This is a genomic window from Amycolatopsis bullii (assembly GCF_014654205.1).
Taxonomy (GTDB): Bacteria; Actinomycetota; Actinomycetes; order Mycobacteriales; family Pseudonocardiaceae; genus Amycolatopsis; species Amycolatopsis plumensis.
In genome coordinates, this window is the sequence record NZ_BNAW01000057.1 from 19,911 (window position 1) to 38,805 (window position 18,895).

18 protein-coding genes are annotated in these 18,895 nt (G+C 72.9%); 13 read left to right on the forward strand and 5 right to left on the reverse strand.

Going from position 1 to position 18,895, the window contains the following annotated elements; genetic code table 11:
• The first annotated feature begins 81 nt into the window (after positions 1-81).
• Positions 82-1,101, forward strand: a complete 1,020-nt coding sequence (gene zapE / locus IE317_RS38385) for a cell division protein ZapE (protein ID WP_191316281.1) — start codon at positions 82-84, stop codon at positions 1,099-1,101.
• Here the strand turns inward: zapE and IE317_RS38390 are convergent.
• On the reverse strand, positions 1,055-1,612 hold the full coding sequence (locus tag IE317_RS38390; protein WP_229903142.1) for a phosphatase PAP2 family protein: 558 nt from the start codon (positions 1,610-1,612) through the stop codon (positions 1,055-1,057). The two genes, zapE and IE317_RS38390, sit on opposite strands and share 47 nt — an antisense overlap.
• Before the next feature lie 63 nt (positions 1,613-1,675).
• Here IE317_RS38390 and IE317_RS38395 point away from each other — a divergent pair, with 63 nt between their 5' ends.
• Positions 1,676-2,554: an NAD(P)/FAD-dependent oxidoreductase gene (locus tag IE317_RS38395; RefSeq protein ID WP_191316282.1), complete on the forward strand. Its 879-nt coding sequence runs from the start codon at positions 1,676-1,678 to the stop codon at positions 2,552-2,554.
• A 49-nt stretch (positions 2,555-2,603) separates the two neighbouring features.
• On the opposite strand, the gene IE317_RS38400 is transcribed toward IE317_RS38395, so the two are convergent.
• Together IE317_RS38400 and rocD are read right to left on the reverse strand one after the other, a co-directional pair.
• Positions 2,604-3,953: a DUF2252 domain-containing protein gene (locus IE317_RS38400; protein ID WP_191316283.1), complete on the reverse strand. Its 1,350-nt coding sequence runs from the start codon at positions 3,951-3,953 to the stop codon at positions 2,604-2,606.
• Positions 3,954-4,051: 98 nt separating this feature from the next.
• Complete coding sequence (gene rocD, locus IE317_RS38405; protein ID WP_191316284.1) at positions 4,052-5,284, reverse strand: ornithine--oxo-acid transaminase; 1,233 nt, start codon at positions 5,282-5,284, stop codon at positions 4,052-4,054.
• 144 nt (positions 5,285-5,428) lie between these two features.
• Here rocD and IE317_RS38410 point away from each other — a divergent pair, with 144 nt between their 5' ends.
• The 6 genes from IE317_RS38410 to IE317_RS38435 are packed head-to-tail and all read left to right on the forward strand — an operon-like array spanning position 5,429 to position 10,582.
• On the forward strand, positions 5,429-5,749 hold the full coding sequence (locus IE317_RS38410) for an ArsR/SmtB family transcription factor (protein WP_191316285.1): 321 nt from the start codon (positions 5,429-5,431) through the stop codon (positions 5,747-5,749).
• Entirely contained in the window at positions 5,746-6,213 is a 468-nt protein-coding gene (locus IE317_RS38415) for an SRPBCC family protein (protein WP_191316286.1), read from the forward strand. Before IE317_RS38410 ends, IE317_RS38415 begins: the two co-directional genes overlap by 4 nt.
• Before the next feature lie 17 nt (positions 6,214-6,230).
• The gene (locus IE317_RS38420; RefSeq protein ID WP_191316287.1) at positions 6,231-7,082 is read left to right on the forward strand and encodes a PPK2 family polyphosphate kinase; all 852 of its coding nucleotides are present in this window, start codon (positions 6,231-6,233) and stop codon (positions 7,080-7,082) included.
• A 20-nt stretch (positions 7,083-7,102) separates the two neighbouring features.
• Complete coding sequence (locus IE317_RS38425; RefSeq protein ID WP_191316288.1) at positions 7,103-9,202, forward strand: S9 family peptidase; 2,100 nt, start codon at positions 7,103-7,105, stop codon at positions 9,200-9,202.
• Positions 9,199-10,149 (forward strand): LLM class F420-dependent oxidoreductase, encoded by a 951-nt coding sequence (locus IE317_RS38430; protein WP_191316289.1) that lies wholly within the window; start codon positions 9,199-9,201, stop codon positions 10,147-10,149. Before IE317_RS38425 ends, IE317_RS38430 begins: the two co-directional genes overlap by 4 nt.
• A gap of 55 nt (positions 10,150-10,204) precedes the next feature.
• Entirely contained in the window at positions 10,205-10,582 is a 378-nt protein-coding gene (locus tag IE317_RS38435; RefSeq protein WP_191316315.1) for a hypothetical protein, read from the forward strand.
• On the opposite strand, the gene crcB is transcribed toward IE317_RS38435, so the two are convergent.
• Positions 10,579-10,953, reverse strand: coding sequence for a fluoride efflux transporter CrcB (crcB, locus tag IE317_RS38440; protein ID WP_191316290.1), 375 nt, complete (start codon positions 10,951-10,953; stop codon positions 10,579-10,581). The genes IE317_RS38435 and crcB overlap by 4 nt on opposite strands.
• Positions 10,950-11,357 (reverse strand): fluoride efflux transporter FluC, encoded by a 408-nt coding sequence (locus tag IE317_RS38445; RefSeq protein WP_191316291.1) that lies wholly within the window; start codon positions 11,355-11,357, stop codon positions 10,950-10,952. Before IE317_RS38445 ends, crcB begins: the two co-directional genes overlap by 4 nt.
• A gap of 139 nt (positions 11,358-11,496) precedes the next feature.
• On the opposite strand from IE317_RS38445, the gene IE317_RS38450 reads away from it, so the two are divergent.
• The 5 genes from IE317_RS38450 (at position 11,497) to sthA (ending at position 18,835) form a co-directional block, all read left to right on the forward strand.
• Positions 11,497-13,020, forward strand: a complete 1,524-nt coding sequence (locus IE317_RS38450) for a pyridoxal phosphate-dependent decarboxylase family protein (RefSeq protein ID WP_191316292.1) — start codon at positions 11,497-11,499, stop codon at positions 13,018-13,020.
• A complete protein-coding gene (locus IE317_RS38455; protein ID WP_191316293.1) occupies positions 13,017-14,294 on the forward strand; it encodes a lysine N(6)-hydroxylase/L-ornithine N(5)-oxygenase family protein in 1,278 nt (425 codons plus the stop codon). The genes IE317_RS38450 and IE317_RS38455 overlap by 4 nt, the downstream gene beginning before the upstream one ends.
• Complete coding sequence (locus IE317_RS38460; RefSeq protein WP_191316294.1) at positions 14,291-16,021, forward strand: IucA/IucC family protein; 1,731 nt, start codon at positions 14,291-14,293, stop codon at positions 16,019-16,021. The genes IE317_RS38455 and IE317_RS38460 overlap by 4 nt, the downstream gene beginning before the upstream one ends.
• Positions 16,018-17,325, forward strand: coding sequence for a glutamine synthetase (locus IE317_RS38465; protein ID WP_191316313.1), 1,308 nt, complete (start codon positions 16,018-16,020; stop codon positions 17,323-17,325). The genes IE317_RS38460 and IE317_RS38465 overlap by 4 nt, the downstream gene beginning before the upstream one ends.
• Positions 17,326-17,422: 97 nt before the next feature.
• A complete protein-coding gene (gene sthA / locus IE317_RS38470; RefSeq protein WP_229903143.1) occupies positions 17,423-18,835 on the forward strand; it encodes a Si-specific NAD(P)(+) transhydrogenase in 1,413 nt (470 codons plus the stop codon).
• Positions 18,836-18,895 lie beyond the last annotated feature (60 nt).

Below are 18,895 nucleotides of genomic sequence, written 5' to 3' on the forward strand. Positions count from 1 at the left end.
CCCAACACGAGCGTGAAACACGTCTCTACCGGGGGATATCCCCGCTGATCGGGACCCGGGGCGCGGATAGGCTCTGCGACCATGCCCGCGCACCTGACCGATCGCCGTCCCGAGCTGTCCGCCGACGAGCTGATCGGCGCGCTGGTTCCGCCGCCGCGCTTCGGCGCCGTCCGGTTCGAGACGTACCTCCCGAACCCGGACGAGCCCAGCCAGGCCGCGGCGGTCGAGGCGTGCTCGGCGTTCGCCGCCAAGATCGGGGCGCGCAAGGAGAAGAAGCGGTTCAAGCTGTTCGGCGGGCCGCCGGAGCCGTCGGGGCCGATGGGGCTCTACCTCGACGGCGGCTTCGGCGTCGGCAAGACCCACCTGCTCGCTTCGACGTGGCACGCGGCGCCGTCGCCCAAGGCGTACGGCACGTTCGTCGAGCTGACCCACCTGGTCGGCGCGCTGGGCTTCGCCGAGGCCGTCCGTCGGCTGTCGGCGCACCGGATCCTGGCCATCGACGAGTTCGAGCTGGACGACCCGGGTGACACCACCCTGGTCACCCGCCTGCTGCAGGAGCTGATGGACGCCGGGGTGTTCATCGCGGCGACGTCGAACACGCTGCCGGAAAAGCTGGGCGAGGGCCGGTTCGCCGCCGAGGACTTCCTGCGTGAGATCCAGACCCTGTCGGCCCGCTTCGGCGTGGTCCGCGTCGACGGCCCGGACTACCGCCACCGCGGCCTGCCGGACGCGCCGCCGCCGGTTTCGCCGGAGGAGCTGGCGGCGTCGGCCGCGACCCACGAAGGGTCCACTGTGGACGACTTCGACGCGTTGTGCGCACACCTCGCGGAGCTGCACCCGTCCCGCTACGGGCGGCTGCTCGACGACGTCGGCCGCGTGCACCTGCGCGGCGTCCACCCGGCGCCGGACCAGAACGTGGCGCTGCGGCTGGTCGCCTTCGCCGACCGGCTCTACGACCGGGCCATCCCGCTGGTCGTGTCGGGCGAGCCGCTGCCGTCGCTGTTCACCGAGGAGATGGTCGAAGGCGGGTACCGCAAGAAGTACCTGCGCGCGGTCAGCCGGTTGACGGCGCTGGCTCGTGACGCCGTGCCGGCCAGCTGACCAGCACGACCGCGACGGCGAACAGCGTCCCGCCGACGACGTCGGTCAGGTAGTGGTAGCCCAGGCCGACCAGCCCGGCGGCCGCGGCGAGCAGCGCCACCGCGGACAGCACCACCACGACGACCCGGCGGGTGACCAGGACGAGCACGGTCAGCACCGCCACCAGGCTCACCGTGTGGCCGCTCGGGTAGACCAGGGTGTTGTTCTTCCACCGGTCGTACAGGGGCTTGAGCAGCCAGCTCGTCAGCAGGATCGCCAGCACCGGGACGGCCAGCGCGAGCCCGGCCTCCAGCCGCCGTCCGGCGCGCAGGCACAGGAAGACCCCGAGCAGGCCCAGCGCGAGCACGACGTACGGCTCGGTCGGGAGGACCAGCGCCCGCAGCACGCCGGGGCTCAGGTCCGCGACGGCCCCGGCAGCGGCGGCGTCGACCGCGCCGGGCGTGGTCCCGCCGGCGAACGGCAGGCCCAGCAGCAGCGCGAGCAGGCCGCAGACGGCGGCGATCGTCCTCACCCGCGCGAGGGTAGCCGGGCCCCCGGGACGACGCCGGGGCCGCGGGTGCGTCACGATGCGGGGATGCGAGTGACAGTCGCCGGGGCCGGGATCATCGGGCTCAGCAGCGCGTACCGGCTGGCGGAAGCGGGATGCGAGGTCACGGTGGTGGCGTCGGCCCCGCCGCGGGAATCGACGTCGGCGGTCGCGGGCGGAGTGCTCTACCCGCCGGGGAAGCGCCTGGACGAGCGCGTGGTGCGGTGGACCGAGGCGAGCCTGGCGGTGTTCCGCGGCGGGGACGCGCCGGGCGTGCGCTTCCGCCGCGGCCGGGTCCTGCTGGCGCCGGGAGCGCCGGACCCGCAGTGGCTCCGGGCGGTGGACGGCGTCCGCGACGGCGACGCGGTGGAGTTCACGACGGCGGTGGTCGACACGCCGGTGTACCTGGAGTGGCTGCTCGCCGGGGTGCGCGCGCTGGGCGTGCGGGTCGAGTACCGGACGCTGACGTCACTGGCGGACCCGGCCGCGGACATCGTGGTCAACGCGGCGGGCCTGGGCGCGGGCGCGCTGGCGGGCGACGACACGATGGTCCCGGTCGGCGGCCAGGTCGTGCACGTGCCCGACCCGGGCCTGCCGGAGTTCGTGGTCGACGAGACCGGCCCGGGCGTCGCGTACGTGATCCCGCACGGCACCCACGTGGTCTGCGGCGGAACGGTGGAGCCGGGCCGGGCGGACACCGACCCGAACCCGGCGGTGACGGCGGACATCCTGCGCCGCTGCCGCGAACTGGAGCCCCGCTTGGCCGGCGCGGAGGTGCTGCGGTCGCGGGTGGGCCTGCGCCCGTCGCGGCGGGAGGTGCGGCTGGAGCGGGTGGGGGAGGTCGTGCACTGCTACGGACACGGGGGAGCGGGGATCACCCTGGCCTGGGGCTGCGCGGCGGACGTCGCGAAGCTGGTCACCGGCTGATTGCCCGCTGCTTCGGGTGGTCGGCGCTCGACCCGCCGCCCGTCCCCGGTCAGCTCCGGGAGAAGGCGGCGTGGTCGGCCTCCGTCCGGTCGGCGTACCGCACCGCATACGCACCCATCGCCTCGTCCAGTTCCGAGTCGTCGGCGAAGTAGCCCGCGAGCAGTTTCGGGTGCAGCGATCGCGTGTGGGCGCGGGCGAGCAGCGCCCCGGCGAGCCTGCCGTAGTCGTCCAGGTGGTCCCTCTCCAGTTCCGCCGGGTCGATGTCGCCCTTGAGGTTGCGGAACTGCCGGACGATGAACGGGACGCCGTCGATCGTGGTCCAGCCGAGCAGGATGTCGGTCTCCGCCTGCACCAGCCGAGCGCCGTCGACGATGCGCTGCCCTTCGTGCGCCGCCGGTGGCAGATCGAGGTACGGCGCCAGTGCCGGCCGCTGGGCCTGTTTCACCTGCAGGATCAGGTCTTCGTCGTCGTTGCCGTGCAGCAGGGCGACGTAGCTGCGCAGGCCGACGCTGCCCGTGCCGACCACGCGGAAGGCGACGTCGGCGAGCCGGTACCGCGCGATCAGCGTGCGCCGCGACTCGCGCAGGCTGTCCACATAGGACACCAGGCCGGCGGCGACGGCTTCGGCGGTCTGCGCGTCGACGTGCGTCAGCACCGGCGGGTCCGCGACGAACCGGTGGCGGGCCAGGCCGGTCTCGTGATCGTCGACGCGTTCGGTCCACTTCGCGGAAACCTTCGCGCTGTCGTTCCTGCGGGCTTTCTCGGCGGCGTCGGCGAAGTCGTCGATCAGCTCGTCGGCTCGCGCCTTGGACAGCACCGACGAGTCCGGCAGCGCGTTCCAGCTGCGCAGGAACGGCAGCTCGGCCAGCGCGCGGACGGTCCGGCGGTAGGACTTCACGGCGTCTTCGGCGGCTTCGCGGCAGCCGGACTCGCCGATCCCGCCCTCGCGGCCGGCGAGCACGAGGCTGGCGGCGAGCCGCTTGAGGTCCCACTCCCACGGGCCCGGCACGGTCTCGTCGAAGTCGTTGATGTCCATCACGATCTGGCCCTCGGGCGTGCCGTAGAGCCCGAAGTTCGCCGCGTGGGCGTCACCGCACAGCTGCGCGGTGAGGCCCGAGGCCGGTGTCCCGGCGAGGTCGGCGCCCATCAGTCCGGCCGCGCCGCGGAAGAACGTGAACGGCGAGGCGAGCATGCGTTCGCGTCGCCGTTCCACCAGCTCCGGCAGCCGTCCGGCGTTGGTGGCCTCGAAGTACTGCTTCGCGCTCGGCCGGTCCTTCGCTGCGGCCTCGTGGTCGTGCACCGCGGCCGGGGTTTTCTCCCGGAGCCGCTTTCCCTGCTCGTACAGCTCGGCCGGTGTCACGCATCCCGTGCCCACCAGCGGGCGTTCCCCTGCTCCCATACCGGGCACAACGTCCGAAGGGGACCATCTTCTCCCGGGAGCTTGTGCTCCCGGACGCCGCCGGGGCGGGAGGCTCACCCGGCGGCGTCCGGGTGGTTTCAGGGGCGGACGACCTCGGCGATCGCGTCGATGCCGCGGTCCAGCTCCTCGCGGGTGATCACCAGCGGCGGGGCGACGCGCAGGGTGCGCTCGTGCGTCTCCTTGCACAGCACGCCGCGCGCGATCAGCGCCTCCGACGCCGCCCGGCCCGACGGCCCGCCCGGAGCGAGGTCGATGCCCGCCCACAGCCCGCGGCCGCGGACCTCCGACAGGCCCTGCCCGATCAGCTCGTTCAGCCTCGTGTGCAGGTGGGCGCCCAGTCCGGTGGCCCGCTGCTGGAACTCGCCCGTGTTCAGCAGGCGGACGACCGCGCGCCCGACCGCGCAGGCCAGCGGGTTGCCGCCGAAGGTCGAGCCGTGCTCGCCCGGCTTCAGCACACCCAGCACGTCCCGGCGGCCGGCCACCGCGGACACCGGCAGGATGCCGCCGCCGAGGGCCTTGCCGAGGGTGTAGACGTCCGCGCGGACGCCCTCGTGGTCCAGCGCCAGCACGGTGCCGGTGCGGGCCAGCCCGGACTGGATCTCGTCGGCGATCAGCAGCACGCTGTGCTCGTCACACGCCTCCCGGACATCGGCGAAGTAGCCCTCCGGCGGCACGATCACGCCGGCCTCGCCCTGCACCGGTTCCAGCAGCACCGCGGCGGTGCGCGGGGTGATCGCGTCGCGCAGTGCGGCCGCGTCGCCGTACTTCACCGTGACGAAGCCCGGCGTGAAGGGGCCGAAGTCGGCGCGCGCGGTCTCGTCGGTGGAGAAGGACACGATCGTGGTGGTGCGGCCGTGGAAGTTCGAGCCGGCGACGATGATCTCCGCCGTGCCGTCCGGGACGCCCTTGACCCGGTGCGCCCACTTGCGGGCGATCTTGACCGCGGACTCGACGGCCTCGGCGCCGGAGTTCATCGGCAGCACCAGCTCGGTGCCGGTCAGCTCGGCCAGCTCGCGGCAGAACAGCCCGAGCTGGTCGTGGTGGAACGCGCGCGAGGTCAGCGTGACGCGCCCGAGCTGCTCGACGGCCGCCGCGACCAGGTCCGGGTGGCGGTGGCCGAAGTTCAGGGCCGAGTAGCCGGAGAGGAAGTCGAGGTAGGACCGGCCCTCGACGTCGGTCACCGAGGCGCCGGAGGCTTCGGCGATCACGACGGGCAGCGGGTGGTAGTTGTGCGTGCTCCATTGCTCGTCGAGCGCGATGAAGCTCGCGGCGGTGGGGGCGGCGGTCTCCCGGCCGGCGAACGTCGTCATGTGTTCAGGTTAGAGGCAGAACACGCAGAGTTCAGCCGGGAATCGTTGCTTTGACCAGGTATTCGTTGCGCAATATCGCGTTCACACCCCCGAAACAGTGCGCACCCGTTGACGGTCGTATCGGTAAGCCGTAGCTTACGGTTCGTGGCGACTTACGGAAGCGACCAGCTGGCCGTGCTGGCCGACCCGTCGCGGCGCGCGATCTTCGAAGCGCTGCGGGACGGGCCGCGCGCGGTCGGCGAGCTGGCCGCGGACCTGCCGATCAGCCGCCCGGCCGTGTCCCAGCACCTCAAGGTGCTCAAGGCGGCCGGCCTGGTCACCGACCGGGCCGTCGGCACCAGGCGGCTCTACCGGCTGGAACCGGCCGGGATCGCCGCGCTGCGCGCCTACCTCGACGGGATGTGGTCGGACGCGCTGAAGGCCTTCGCCGAACTGGCGGAACAAACCGAAGAGGAGCAGTCATGAGCTGGGAACCCATCCGCAAGACGATCACCGTCGCCTGCTCGCGGGAGCACGCGTTCAAGACCTACACCGAGGCCTTCGACAGCTGGTGGCCGCGGCAGCACCACATCGGCGCGGGGGAGCTCGCGGAAGCCGTCCTCGAGCCGAAGGAAGGTGGACGCTGGTACGAGCGGACGGTCGACGGCACCGAGTGCGAATGGGGCGAGGTGCTCGTGTGGGAGCCACCCGCCCGGGTGGTGCTGTCCTGGCGCATCGACGGCGACTGGCAGATCGACCCGGACCCCGCGCACGCCAGCGAGATCGAGGTCAGATTCATCGAGGAAGGACCGCGCAGCACCCGCGTCGAGCTGGAGCACCGCGGCTTCGAACGGCACGGCGAAACCGGCGCCAAGGTCCGCGAAGGCGTCTCGGGTGAGGGCGGGCACGGCGCCCTGCTGAAGCTCTTCGCCGAGAAAGCCGCCGCCTGAACGGGTAGTTTCGGTGGATGGCGAAGAAGGACGACGGAAGCCGGGTCCGGGACGCGCTGCGCGTCGGCGGTGAGCTGCCGGACCCGGGCTCGACCCCGGTCGGGCCCGGCAAGAAGGCCAAGGCCCTCGCCGGGCTCGAGAGCGCGGGGGAGCGGCTCTCCGCGCTGCAGGAGGCGCTCTACGCCGAGGGCGTCGGCGGCGGCACCCGCCGGGTGCTGCTCGTGCTGCAGGGCATGGACACCTCCGGCAAGGGCGGCACGGTCTCCCACGTGCTCGGCCTGGTCAACCCGATGGGCGTCCGGTACGCGGCGTTCAAGAAGCCGACTCCGGCCGAGCTGCGCCACGAATACCTGTGGCGGATCCGCAAGCAGCTGCCCGCGCCCGGCCAGATCGGCGTCTTCGACCGCTCGCACTACGAGGACATCCTGGTCCCGCAGGTCAGCGGCCTGCTCACCGCGGCCGAGCGCCGCCGCCGCTACGCCGAGCTCAACGCCTTCGAAGCCGAGCTGGCCGAGGCGGGCACCACGGTGCTCAAGGTGTTCCTGCACATCTCGCCGGAGGAGCAGCTCAAGCGGCTCAAGGCCCGGCTCGTCACCCCCGAGAAGCGCTGGAAGTACAACCCGGGTGACCTGGAGGCCCGGTCGCACTGGGCCGCCTACCAGGAGGCCTACGCCGGCATCTTCGAGAAGACGTCGACACCGGACGCGCCCTGGTACGCGGTGCCCGCCGACCACAAGTGGTACCGCAACTGGGCCGTCGCCGAACTGCTCATCGAGACGCTCACCGAGCTGAAGCCGCGGTTCCCGGCGCCGGACTACGACGTCGACGCGGAGCTGGCCAAGCTGAAGGGTGTTGGCGTCCGGTCGTGACCGTCTGGAAGAGTGCGGGCGTGACCGATGTCGACGACCTCCCGTTCCTCCGCAAGCAGGCCCGGACCCAGCGCTTCACCCTCGGTGCGCCCAAGGAGTTCCGGGTCGCCCCGGACGGCTCCCGCGTGCTGTTCCTGCGCGCGGAGTCGGGCACCGACCCCCGGCACAGCCTCTGGTCGGCCGACCTGGCGACCGGCGCCGAGACCAAGCTCGTCGACGCCGCGGAGCTGCTGCCCGGCGAAGAGGAGCTGCCCGCCGAAGAGCGTGCGCGGCGCGAACGGGCGCGGGAGACCGGCGGCGGCGTCGTGCACTACGGCGTCGACACGGCCTTCACCGTCGCGGTGTTCTCGCTGTCGGGCAAGCTCTACACCCTGGACCTCGCTTCGGGCGAGGTGACGCTGCGCGTCGACGGCGCGGTCATCGACCCGCGGCCGAATCCGGCCGGCACGCACGTCGCCTACGTGCAGAACCGGCGGCTGCACGTGCTCGAGCTGGCCACCGGCGACGACCGGGTGCTGGTCGAGGAGGACGGCGAGGACATCGCCTGGGGCCTCGCCGAGTTCATCGCCGCCGAGGAGATGGACCGCACCCGCGGCTACTGGTGGGCCCCCGACGGCCGCAGCATCCTCGCCGAACGCTCCGACCGCGGCCCGGTGCCGCGCTGGACCATCGCCGACCCGGCCAACCCGCAGCACCCGGCCACCGTCGTCGCCTACCCGGCCTCGGGCACCGCGAACGCCCTCGTTTCCCTGGCGGTGCTCGGCCTGGACGGCTCGCGGGTGGACGTCGAGCCGGGCGAGTGGGAGTACCTGGCCTCGGTGCACTGGTCGGCCGGTGGCGCCCCGCTGCTCGCCGTGCAGCCGCGCGAACAGAAGCGGATGGACGTCCTTTCCGTGGACGTCACCGACGGCTCGACGTCGGTCGTGCACACCGCGACCGACCAGCACTGGATCGACATCGTCGGCGGCGTGCCGGCGTGGACGCCCGACGGCCGCCTGGTCGTCGAGGGCATGGTCGACGGCGACCACCGGCTGTTCGTCGGCGGCGAGGCCGTCACCCCGGCCGGGCTGCAGCTGCGGGCCGTGCTCGACGTCGGCGACGAGATCCTGTTCAGCGCGTCCGAGGACGACCCGACGCAGATCCACGTCTTCCGGACCGAGGGCTCGTCGGTGCGGCGCCTGTCCACTATGGACGGCGTGCACGTCGGCGCCGGGTCCGCGGCGGTCACCGTGCTGTCGTCGTGGAGCCTGGAGCACAGCGGCCCACGGGTCTCGGTGCTGCGGGACGGCGCCCCGGTGGCGACGATCGAGTCGTCCACTGTGGACCCGGACATCGTGCCGAACCTGACCTGGCTGACGCTGGGCGAGCGGAACCTGCGCGCGGCGCTGCTCCTGCCGCGCGGGTACGAGCCGAGCGAGGGCAAGCTGCCGGTGCTGCTGGACCCGTACGGCGGGCCGCACGCCCAGCGCGTCCTGCAGAGCCGCAACGCCTTCTTGACGTCGCAGTGGCTGGCGGACCAGGGCTTCGCGGTGCTCGTCGCGGACGGCCGCGGCACGCCGGGCCGCGGCGCGGTGTGGGAGCGGGAGATCCACGGGCGCCCCGCCGACGTCACCCTGCAGGACCAGGTGGACGCGCTGCAGGCGGCGGCCGCTCAGTTCCCCGAGCTGGACCTGGAGCGGGTGGCGATCCGCGGCTGGTCCTACGGCGGGTACCTGGCGGCGCTGGCGGTGCTGCGGCGCCCGGACGTCTTCCACGCGGCGGTCGCGGGCGCGCCGGTGACCGACTGGTCGCTGTACGACACGCACTACACCGAGCGGTACCTGGGCAAACCCCAGGACGAGCCGGAGAGCTACGCGCACAACTCGCTGATCGAGAGCGCGGGCGAGCTGAGCCGCGCGCTGCTGATCGTGCACGGGCTGGCCGACGACAACGTGTTCGTCGCGCACGCGCTGCGGCTGTCGTCGGCGTTGCTGGCGAAGGGGCGGCCGCACGTCTTCCTGCCGCTGGCGGGCGCGACCCACATGACACCGCAGGCCGAAGAGGTCGCGGAGAACCTGATGCGCACGCAGGTCGATTGGCTGCTGCGTGAACTGTCCGCCGTCGAGAAGGAGACTGCATGAGCCGCTGGGGCCTGACGATTCCGCTGACCGGGGTGCCGCTGACGGCGCACAAGGAACTGGTCGAGCAGCTGCCGGACCTGGGCTACACGGACGCGTGGACGGCCGAGACGGCGGGCACCGACGCGTTCACGCCGCTGGTGCTGGCCTCGCAGTGGGCCCCGCAGCTGCGGCTGGGCACGGCGATCGTGCCGGTGTACACGCGCGGCCCCGGCCTGCTGGCGATGCAGGCGGCGACGGTCGCGGAGCTGGCACCGGGCCGGTTCGTCCTCGGCATCGGCGCGTCGTCCCCGGTGATCGTCTCGTCGTGGAACGCGGCCGACTTCTCGGAACCCTTCGCCCGCTCTCGCGACACGCTGCGCTTCCTGCGTACGGCGCTGGCGGGGGAGAAGGTCAGCGAGAAGTACGAGACGTTCGCGGTGTCGAAGTTCCGCCTGGAGCGCCCGGCCGATCCGCCGCCGTCGATCATGCTGGCGGCCCTCCGCCCGGGCATGCTGCGCCTGGCCGCGCGCGAAGCGGATGGTGCGATCACGAACTGGCTGGCGGCTTCGGACGTGCCCCGGGTGCGGTCGGTCGTCGGTCCCGACGTCGAGCTGGCGGCCCGCATCTTCGTCTGCCCCACGGAGGACGCCGAGGCGGCCCGGGGTCTCGGCCGGATGCTGATCTCGAGCTACCTGACGGTCCCGGTGTACGCGGCGTTCCACGAGTGGCTGGGCCGCGGTGAGGCGCTGGCCCCGATGCACGAAGCCTGGGCGGCCGGCGACCGGCAGAAGGCGAACCGGGTGATCCCGGATTCGGTGGTGGACGAGCTGGTGATCCACGGGAGTGTCGAGTCGTGCCGCGAGCAGGTGCAGGCCTATGTGGACAACGGGCTGACGACGCCGGTCATCGCGCTGCTGCCGACCGGGGAGGACCCGTTCGAGCAGGTGCGCGGGCTGGCGCCGCGTTGATATTGCGTTGCCTCTCTCCGGGGCCGGGTGTTTCCTGGCCCCGGAGGAGGGCCGGATGAAACGGAAGACGCCGCAGGAGAAGAAGCGGCTCAGTTACCTGAAGGACCGCCGCGACGACTACGGCGAGAACGCCAAGTCGACGCGCAAGAACCTGCCCCGGAGCAAGGCGTTCGCCCGCCGCGCGAACCGCGCACGGGAGAGCCTCGCGCTGCGGGCGGCGACCGGTGTGCCCGACGCCTCGCGCGCCGAGGCGGCCGAGCTGCGGCTGCTGCGGAGCCGTCGCCGGGTGAAGCGCAAGTGGGCGGACACCACGCTGGCCGAGTACGTCGAGTGGAAGCTCGAGCGCCGTGCGGGCCGGGAGAACGGGCAGGCCAGGCGGCTCGACGAGGCACTCGGCCGCGTGGAGCGGCGGATGCGGCGTCCGAACCGCTAAGGGAAGACGCCCGTGGCGAGCAGCAGGCCCAGCGCGCCCGAGGTCAGGCCCGCGAGGACGGTGGCGACCACGTTCAGCACCGCGTATAACCGCGTCTTCTCCAGGAACAACCGGACCGTCTCGTAGCCGAACGTCGAGAACGTCGTCAGCCCGCCGCAGAACCCCACGGCCACCAGCGCGCGCACCGACGACGGCTCCGCGCCGTGCAGGAGCCAGCCGCTCAGGAACCCGAGGATGAACGAGCCCGCGATGTTCACCGTGAGCGTCCCGAACGGAAACGGCGAGTCGCGCCACTGCTGGATTTTCCGGTCGGTCAGGTAGCGCAGGATCGAGCCCGCCGCGCCCCCGAGGGCCACCAGGACCACGGTCACTCCGGTCGGCCCTTCCGGAGCATGCGCGTCGCCGCCAGGCCGGCCGCGACCGCGGTCAGGCACAGCAGCAGCGACGCGGCCACGTACGCCAAGGATCCCACGAGACGCCCGGTCGTGGCCGCGTCGAGGGTATCGGTCACGAACGTGGAGAACGTCGTGAAGCCGCCGAGGATCCCCACGCCGAGGAACGGGCGGAGGAGGTGGTGCGGACGCGCGGTCGTCGTGAGGACGGCCATCAGGACGCCGATGAGCAGGCAGCCGAGCGCGTTGGTGAGCAGCGTCGCGACGGCGAACTCGCCGCGCGCGTGCGGGATCGCCACCGACAGGCCGTAGCGGGCGAGGCTGCCGAGCGCGCCGCCCGCGCCGATGGCGAGCAGGACGTCCCAGCGGGGCACGTCGATCACCTCCTCGCGGTGAACCTACTCCCGATGGCCGACGCGTCACCGCCACCCGGTCGAGCATGCTGGACGGGGATGACAGGCAACCGCCGGTCGCCGTACTGTTGCTCAGCGTAGGCAAGGCAACCCTAAGGAAGGCGGGCACATGCGGGCAGACGGGCTGGCCGGTGGCCACGGCGGCGCGGACCGGCTCGGCGAGCTGATCCCGGTGGCCCTGCGCGGAATGGCGGCGGGTGTCGCCGAACGCGGCGGCCCGGTCCCGGCGGGCGGCCCGGCCGCGGTCGCGGCGGCGCTGGTCGCGGAGGGTGGCGACCTCGGGGCGGCGGATCACCGCGCCGGACCCGAAGTTCCCCCTCCGGATGCGGACGAGCAGGACAACACGGATCCACTGTCCGAAACCGGTCGCGCTGCCCTGCCCCGCCGTGGCATCGGGGCCGAAGCCGCGCTCGAACAGCTCAGCCGCCTGCTCGCCGCCGGGTCCGCGGATCCCGCCGATCCCGCCTGCGCCGCCCACCTGCACTGCCCGCCGCTCGCCGTCTCCGTGGCCGCCGATGTCGTCGCCGGTGCCCTCAACCCCTCCATGGACTCCTGGGACCAGGCCCCCGTCGCCAGCGAACTCGAACGCGAATTCACCGCCGGGATCGCCCGGTTGTGCTATCCCGACGCAGGCAATCCCGACGCCGTCGTCACCACCGGTGGCACCGAATCCAACCTCCTCGGCCTCCTCCTCGCCCGGGAAAACGGCATCGTCCAGCCGGTCTGCGGGGCCAACGCCCACCACAGCGTCGCCCGCGCCGCCTGGCTGCTCGGCCTGCCCGCCCCGATCGTCGTCCCGTGCGAGGGCGACCGGCTGCTCCCCGAAGCGCTCGACGAGATCCTCACCCCCGGCTGCGTCGTCGTCGCCACCGCCGGGACCACCAACACCGGCACCCTCGACCCGCTGCCCGAAATCGCCCGGATCTGCCGCCGGCACAACGCCCGGCTGCACGTCGACGCGGCCTACGGCGGGATGGCGCTTTGCAGCGACACCCTCAAAACCAAGCTCGCCGGGCTCGATCACGCCGACTCCGTCGCCCTCGACCTGCACAAGTTCGGCTGGCAACCGGTCGCCGCCGGGCTCTTCGCCGCCCGCGAGGCCGCCGATCTCGGGGCGCTCACCGTTCGCGCCGAGTACCTCAACGCCGACGACGACACCGAAGCCGGCCTGCCGGACCTGCTCGGGCGATCGATCCGGACGTCACGGCGGCCGGACGCCTTCCGGATGGCCGTCACCGTGCACGCGCTCGGCACCGACGGCCTCGGCGCGCTCGTGGAACGCTGCTGCGCCACCGCCGCCGAGGTCGCCCGGCACGTCGAGGAGCACCCCGGCCTGCGGCTCTGGGGTCCGCCCGAACTGTCCACAGTGGTCCTGCGGCCGGTCGTCGCCGACGAGAGCGGCGGCGACGAGCTCGTCGCGCGCGTCCGCCGGGCCCTCCTGGAAGCGGGTACCGCCGTCATCGGCCGGGCCGCGCTGCCGACCGCGCCCGGCGGCGGGAACCAGCTGTGGCTCAAGCTGACGCTGCTGCACCCGCACACCACCGCCGCCGACTACCTCCCGCTGCTCGACCGCATCGTCGCCACGGCAGGCGCCGAGCTCGTGGCCGGCCGGGAAAGCCCGGTCGCTTCGTGAGGCGCCACCACCTCGCCGGCGTCGGGATCGGGCCGTTCAACCTCTCGCTCGCGGCGCTGGCCTCCGGCGTCGACAGCCTCGACGCCGTCTTCTTCGACACGCGCCCGGAGTTCCGCTGGCACCCCGGCCTGCTCGTCGAGGGCGCGACGCTGCAGGTGCCGTTCCTGGCCGACCTGGTGACGCTGGTCGACCCGACGAACCCGTTCTCCTTCCTCAACTACCTGCGCGACCGCGGCCGCCTGCTGCCGTTCTACTTCGCCGAGCGGTTCCACCCGCTGCGCGCCGAATACGACGACTACGGCCGCTGGGCCGCCGCCCGCCTGCCGTCGTGCCGCTTCGGCCACGAGGTGACCGGCATCCGCTGGGCCGGCGACGCCTTCGAGCTCACCATCGACGGCCGGGAACCGGTGCTCGCGGACCACGTCGTGCTCGGCATCGGGTCGGTGCCTTCGGTGCCGGAGCCGCTGCGGGACCTGGTCGCCGACCCCGGCGTCCTCGCGCTGCATTCGGCCGATTACCTGACGCACCGGGACGAACTGCTCGCCGCCGAGAGCGTCACCGTCGTCGGCTCCGGGCAGTCGGGCGCCGAAGTCGTGCTCGACCTGCTGCGGCACAGATCCACTGTGGACGGACTGCGCTGGCTCGCCCGGACGCCGGCGTTCGCGCCGATGGAGTACTCGAAGCTCGGTCTCGAGCAGTTCACGCCGGACTACACCGCGTACTTCCACGGCCTGCCCGAGTCCGTCCGCGACCGGCTGCTGCCCGCGCAGTGGCAGCTCTACAAGGGCATCGACGCCGAAACGATCGGCGCGATCCACGACGAGCTCTACCGCCGCAGCGTCACCGGCCCGCCGGGCGCCGTGCTGACCCCCGGCGTCGAGGTCCTCGGAGCGTCCACAGTCGACAAAGAGATCGAACTGCTCGTGCGGCACGCGCAGCAGGGCCGCGGCGCCACCCTGCGCACCGCCGCCGTGGTCGCGGCCACCGGGTACGCGGAGGCGCCGGCCGGGCCGCTGCTGGCCGGACTCGGCGACGCCGTCCGCCGGGACCGGCGGGGGCGCATCGAAGTCGGCGCGGACTACCGCGTCGCGCTCGACGTGCCCGGGTCGCTGTTCGTGCAGAACGCCGAACGGCACACCCACGGGCCCGGCGCCCCCGACCTCGGGCTCGGCGCGTGGCGGGCGGCCGTGATCCTCAACGCCGTGTGCGGCAAGACCGTGCACGAGCTGCCCGACCGCACCGCGTTCACCACGTTCGGCCTGGAGGACCTGTGACCCTGGACGATGCTGCCGCCTGGCGCGCGGCCGGCGCCCTGATCACGCACAAGATGCTCGGTGAGCTGTCCTACGAGCACATGCTGGAGCCGGTCGCCGACGGCGACGTCCACCGGCTGGAGCTGCCCGGCGCCGGCTACACGTTCCGGGCGCGGCGGGGCGCGTTCGACGCCTGGACGGTCGAGCCCGGCAGCGCGCACCGCAACGGCGAACCGGCCACCGACCCGCGCACGCTCGTCGTCGACGCCCGCGAAGTCCTGGGCCTGAGCGGGCTGCGGCTGGCCGACGTGCTCGCCGAGCTGACCTCGACCGTCGCCAACGAGGCCGCCCGCCTGCGCCGCGCGCCGACCGCGGCCGAACTGTCCGCCATGGACTACGACCTCGCGGACGGTCACCTCACCGGCCATCCCCGGCTCGTGCTCAACAAGGGCCGCGTCGGGTTCTCCGCGCGCGACCGGGCCCGGTACGCCCCCGAGGCGGGGGCGGACCTCCGGCTGCGCTGGTTCGCCGTCCACCCGGACCACGCCGAGTTCCGCTGCGTCGACGAGCTGAGCCGGGACGCGCTGCTGGCCGCCGAACTCGGCGACCAGCGCGAAGAGTTCGCCGCCAAGGCGCCCGGGGACTACGTCTGGGTGCCCGTGCACCCGTGGCAGGCCGACGAAATCCTCGGCACGCTCTACGCCGCCGAGCTCGCCACCGGCGTGGTGATCGAACTGGGGGAGAGTGCCGACGCCTACCGCCCGCACCAGACGGTCCGGACGCTGGCGAACGTGAGCACGCCCGGCCGCCACGACGTCAAGACCGCCGTTTCGGTGCGCAACACGCTCGTCTACCGCGGGCTCAACTCCGCGGCCACACTCGCCGGGCCCTCGGTGACGACCTGGCTGCGACAGGTCTCCGCGGGCGATCCGCTGCTGACGGAGGAGTACCGGTTCGGGCTGCTCGGCGAGGTCGCGAGCGTGTCGGTGCAGCACCCGCTGTTCGGGCACCTCGAGGAACTGCCGTACCGGTTTCACGAAACCCTGGGCGCGCTGTGGCGCGAGCCCATCCGGCTCGCGGCCGGGGAGCGCGCGATTTCGTTCGCCGCGCTGCCGTACCGCGGACCGGACGGTGTCTCGGTGCTCTCGCACCTGATCGGCGGCGGGGACGCGACAGCGTGGCTGACCCGGCTGTTCGACCTGGTGCTGACGCCGTTGCTGCAGTGGCTGCTGCGCCACGGCGTCGGGTTCTGCCCGCACGGCCAGAACCTGATCCTGGTCGTGGACGACACCGGCTTCCCGCAACGAGTGCTGATCAAGGACTTCGCCCAGGGTGTCGACCTGCTCGACGAACAGCTGCCGAGCTACGCGTCGCTGCCGCCCGAGGCGGCCGCGGACATGCTGCGCTGGCCCGCGCACCTGCTCGCCCAGTCGCTGTTCAGCTCGGTGTTCTCCGGCCAGTTCCGGTTCTGGGCGGAGCTCCTGCTCGACGAGCTGGGCCTGCCGCGGGCGGCGTTCTGGGCGCCGGTGCGGCAGATCGCCGGCCGCTACCGCGACGAGAACCCCGACCTGGCCGCGCGCTTCGACGCCTGCCGCCTGTTCGCCCCGGACGTCGAGCGCGTGACGCTCAACCGGGAGCACTTCGCCGGCCAGGGCTTCGACAAGGTGGAGCGCGACGACGAGTTCGACGTCCGCTGGGGCCGGGTGCCGAACCCGCTGCACGCCCCGGATCCGGGCGGCGCGTGGTGATGCCGTTCGCGCGGCCGGCGGGCCCGCGGTCCCTCGCGGCCCGGCGCGCGGCGGCCGCCGAGGGCGAGGCGGTGCTGCGCGGCGTGCTGGCCGAGGACGACGCCCGGCTGCTCCTGCTGGTCCCCGACCCGCACGCCCGGTTCGCCGCGGTCGAGCTCGCCGCGCCGTTCGCCGCTTCGGTGCTCGAAGACGGCTACGGCGTGTGCAGCTACGTCTTCGCGTGGACGCCGTCGCGGGAGCCGCTGCCGGCGTCCGGCGTGCTGGGCGGGTACCTCGAAGGGTTCGGTGACCTGCGGGTGCGGCCGGACGCGGCGTCGGTGATCCCGCTGGGGGACCGGACGTGGGCGGTGGTCGGCGACGTCGAATGGCCGTCCGGGGCGGCCGCGGAACTCGCCCCGCGGGAGGTGCTGCGTACCCAGCTCGCCGCGTTGGAAGGGCTGGGGCTGGTGCCGTCGGTGGGCATCGAGCACGAGGTCGTGTTCCGGGATTCCTCCGGGGTGCCGCTCACCGCGCACGGTGTCGATTACGCGGTCGGGGGTACCGAACGGCTGGCGCCGCTGCTGCGTGACCTGCGGACCGATCTGGCCGACGCCGGGCTCGGCGTCGAGTCGGCCCGGGCGGAGTGTCATCCCGGGCAGTACGAGATCGTGCTGCGGCACCGGGACGCCCTGGCGGCCTGTGACGACGTCCTGCTGCAGCAGCTGATCGTGCGCCGGGCTTGCGCCCGGCACGCGGTCGGTGCCGACTACCTGGCGGCTCCCGAGCCGGGTCAGGGGAACTCCGGGCACGTCCACCTGTCGCTGTCCGCTGTGGACGGTTCGGAGCCCGATCTGCTGGGCGGGTTCCTGGCCGGGGTCCTCCGGGATGCCCGGGCGTTGACGGCGGTGTGGGCGCCGACTTGGAACTCCTACGTCCGGCTTCGGACCGCGCCGTTCTCTCCACGCGAGGTGCGGTGGGGGTATGACGACCGGACCGCTTCGGTGCGGGTGGCCGGGGGTACGTCGAGTCCGCGGCTGGAGTTCCGGTTCGCCGGGGCCGACGCCCAGCCGCACCTGGTCGTGGCCGCGCTCTTGGCGGCCGGGCGGTTCGGGTTGGAGGAGGGGCTGAAGCCGCCCGAGCCGGGGGTGGCCGCCGGGTCTTTGGCGGGCTCGCCGTGGGAGGCGTTGTCGCTGCTGGAGCGGCTGGGGGAGGTGCTCGGCCCGGATGTCGCCGCACAGCTGGCGGCGATGCTGAACGAGGAAATCGACGCCGGGCTGGACTCCGTGACCGATTTTCAGCGGCTCCGGGGTGCGCTGCGGGCTTGATCGGGTGCCTGGCCGGGTGGGAGTCCGGCGGGACCGTGCGCGGATCTTCACCGCCGGGGGGTTGCGCCCGGCCCGCCGGGTGCGCAGGCTCGACGTCGTGAGCGAGCACGAGTACGACCTCATCGTCATCGGTTCGGGCCCCGGCGGGCAGAAGGCCGCGATCGCCGCGGCGAAGCTCGGCAAGAAGGTGGCGGTCGTCGACCGGCACGACATGGTCGGCGGGGTGTGCGTCAACACCGGCACGATCCCGTCCAAGACCCTGCGCGAGGCCGTGCTCTACCTGACCGGCATGAACCAGCGCGAGCTCTACGGCGCGAGCTACCGCGTCAAGCAGGACATCACCATCGCCGACCTGCTCGCGCGGACCCAGCACGTCGTCGGGCGCGAGGTCCAGGTCGTGCGCGCGCAGCTGATGCGCAACCACATCGACCTGATCGACGGCACCGCCTCGTTCGCCGACCCGCACACCGTGCTCGTCGAAGGCCGTCACCGCGGCGACCGGCGGACCCTGTCGGCCGACCACGTCGTGATCGCCACCGGCACCCGGCCCGCGCGGCCGAAGCAGGTCGACTTCGACGCCGCCCGCGTGCTCGACTCCGACGAGATCCTGCGGCTGGAGCAGATCCCGTCGTCGCTGGTCGTGGTGGGCGCCGGGGTGATCGGGATCGAGTACGCGTCGATGTTCGCCGCGCTCGGTTCGCGGGTCACCGTGGTCGAGCAGCGCGACCACATGCTCGACTTCTGCGACCCGGAGATCGTCGAGTCGCTCAAGTTCCAGCTGCGCGACCTGGGGGTCACCTTCCGGTTCGGCGAGAAGGTCGCGGACGTGGCGGTCTCCGACCACGCGACGATCACGACACTGGTCAGCGGCAAGCGCATCCCGGCCGACGGCGTCATGTATTCCGCCGGCCGTCAGGGCATGACCGGCGAGCTCAACCTGGAGGCGGCGGGCCTGACCGCGGACGAGCGCGGCCGCCTGGTCGTCGACGAGAACTACCGCACGGCCGTGCCGCACATCTACGCGGTCGGCGACGTGATCGGCTTCCCCGCCCTGGCGGCGACGTCGATGGACCAGGGCAGGCTGGCGGCGTACCACGCGTTCGGCGAGCCGGCGCACGAGCTGGGCGCGCTGCAGCCGATCGGCATCTACACGATCCCGGAGATCTCGTACGTCGGCGCGACCGAGGCCCAGCTGACGTCGTCGTCGGTGCCGTACGAGGTCGGCATCGCCCGCTACCGCGAGCTGGCCCGCGGCCAGATCACCGGCGACAGCTACGGGATGCTCAAGCTGCTGGTGTCCACCACGGACCGCAAGCTGCTGGGCGTCCACGTGTTCGGCACGGGCGCGACCGACCTGGTCCACATCGGACAGGCGGTGATGGGGTGCGGGGGCACGGTCGACTACCTGGTGGACGCGGTGTTCAACTACCCGACGCTCTCGGAGGCGTACAAGGTGGCGGCGCTGGACGCGACCAACAAGATCCGGGCGCTGGAGCGCTTCTCGTCCTGAAAACCCATCAGTCACAGCAGCACCACCTGATCCACTCGTCCCGAACCGGTTTGACACTCG

Coding starts and splice junctions, on each gene's coding strand:
- IE317_RS38420 (WP_191316287.1), top strand. CDS start 6,231: ATGGCGAAGAAGGACGACGGAAGCCGGGTCCGGGACGCGCTGCGCGTC.
- IE317_RS38435 (WP_191316315.1), top strand. CDS start 10,205: ATGAAACGGAAGACGCCGCAGGAGAAGAAGCGGCTCAGTTACCTGAAG.
- IE317_RS38430 (WP_191316289.1), top strand. CDS start 9,199: ATGAGCCGCTGGGGCCTGACGATTCCGCTGACCGGGGTGCCGCTGACG.
- zapE (WP_191316281.1), top strand. CDS start 82: ATGCCCGCGCACCTGACCGATCGCCGTCCCGAGCTGTCCGCCGACGAG.
- rocD (WP_191316284.1), bottom strand. CDS start 5,284: ATGACGACGTTCGCCGGCCGGGAGACCGCCGCCCCCACCGCCGCGAGC.
- IE317_RS38415 (WP_191316286.1), top strand. CDS start 5,746: ATGAGCTGGGAACCCATCCGCAAGACGATCACCGTCGCCTGCTCGCGG.
- IE317_RS38400 (WP_191316283.1), bottom strand. CDS start 3,953: ATGGGAGCAGGGGAACGCCCGCTGGTGGGCACGGGATGCGTGACACCG.
- IE317_RS38395 (WP_191316282.1), top strand. CDS start 1,676: ATGCGAGTGACAGTCGCCGGGGCCGGGATCATCGGGCTCAGCAGCGCG.
- IE317_RS38450 (WP_191316292.1), top strand. CDS start 11,497: ATGCGGGCAGACGGGCTGGCCGGTGGCCACGGCGGCGCGGACCGGCTC.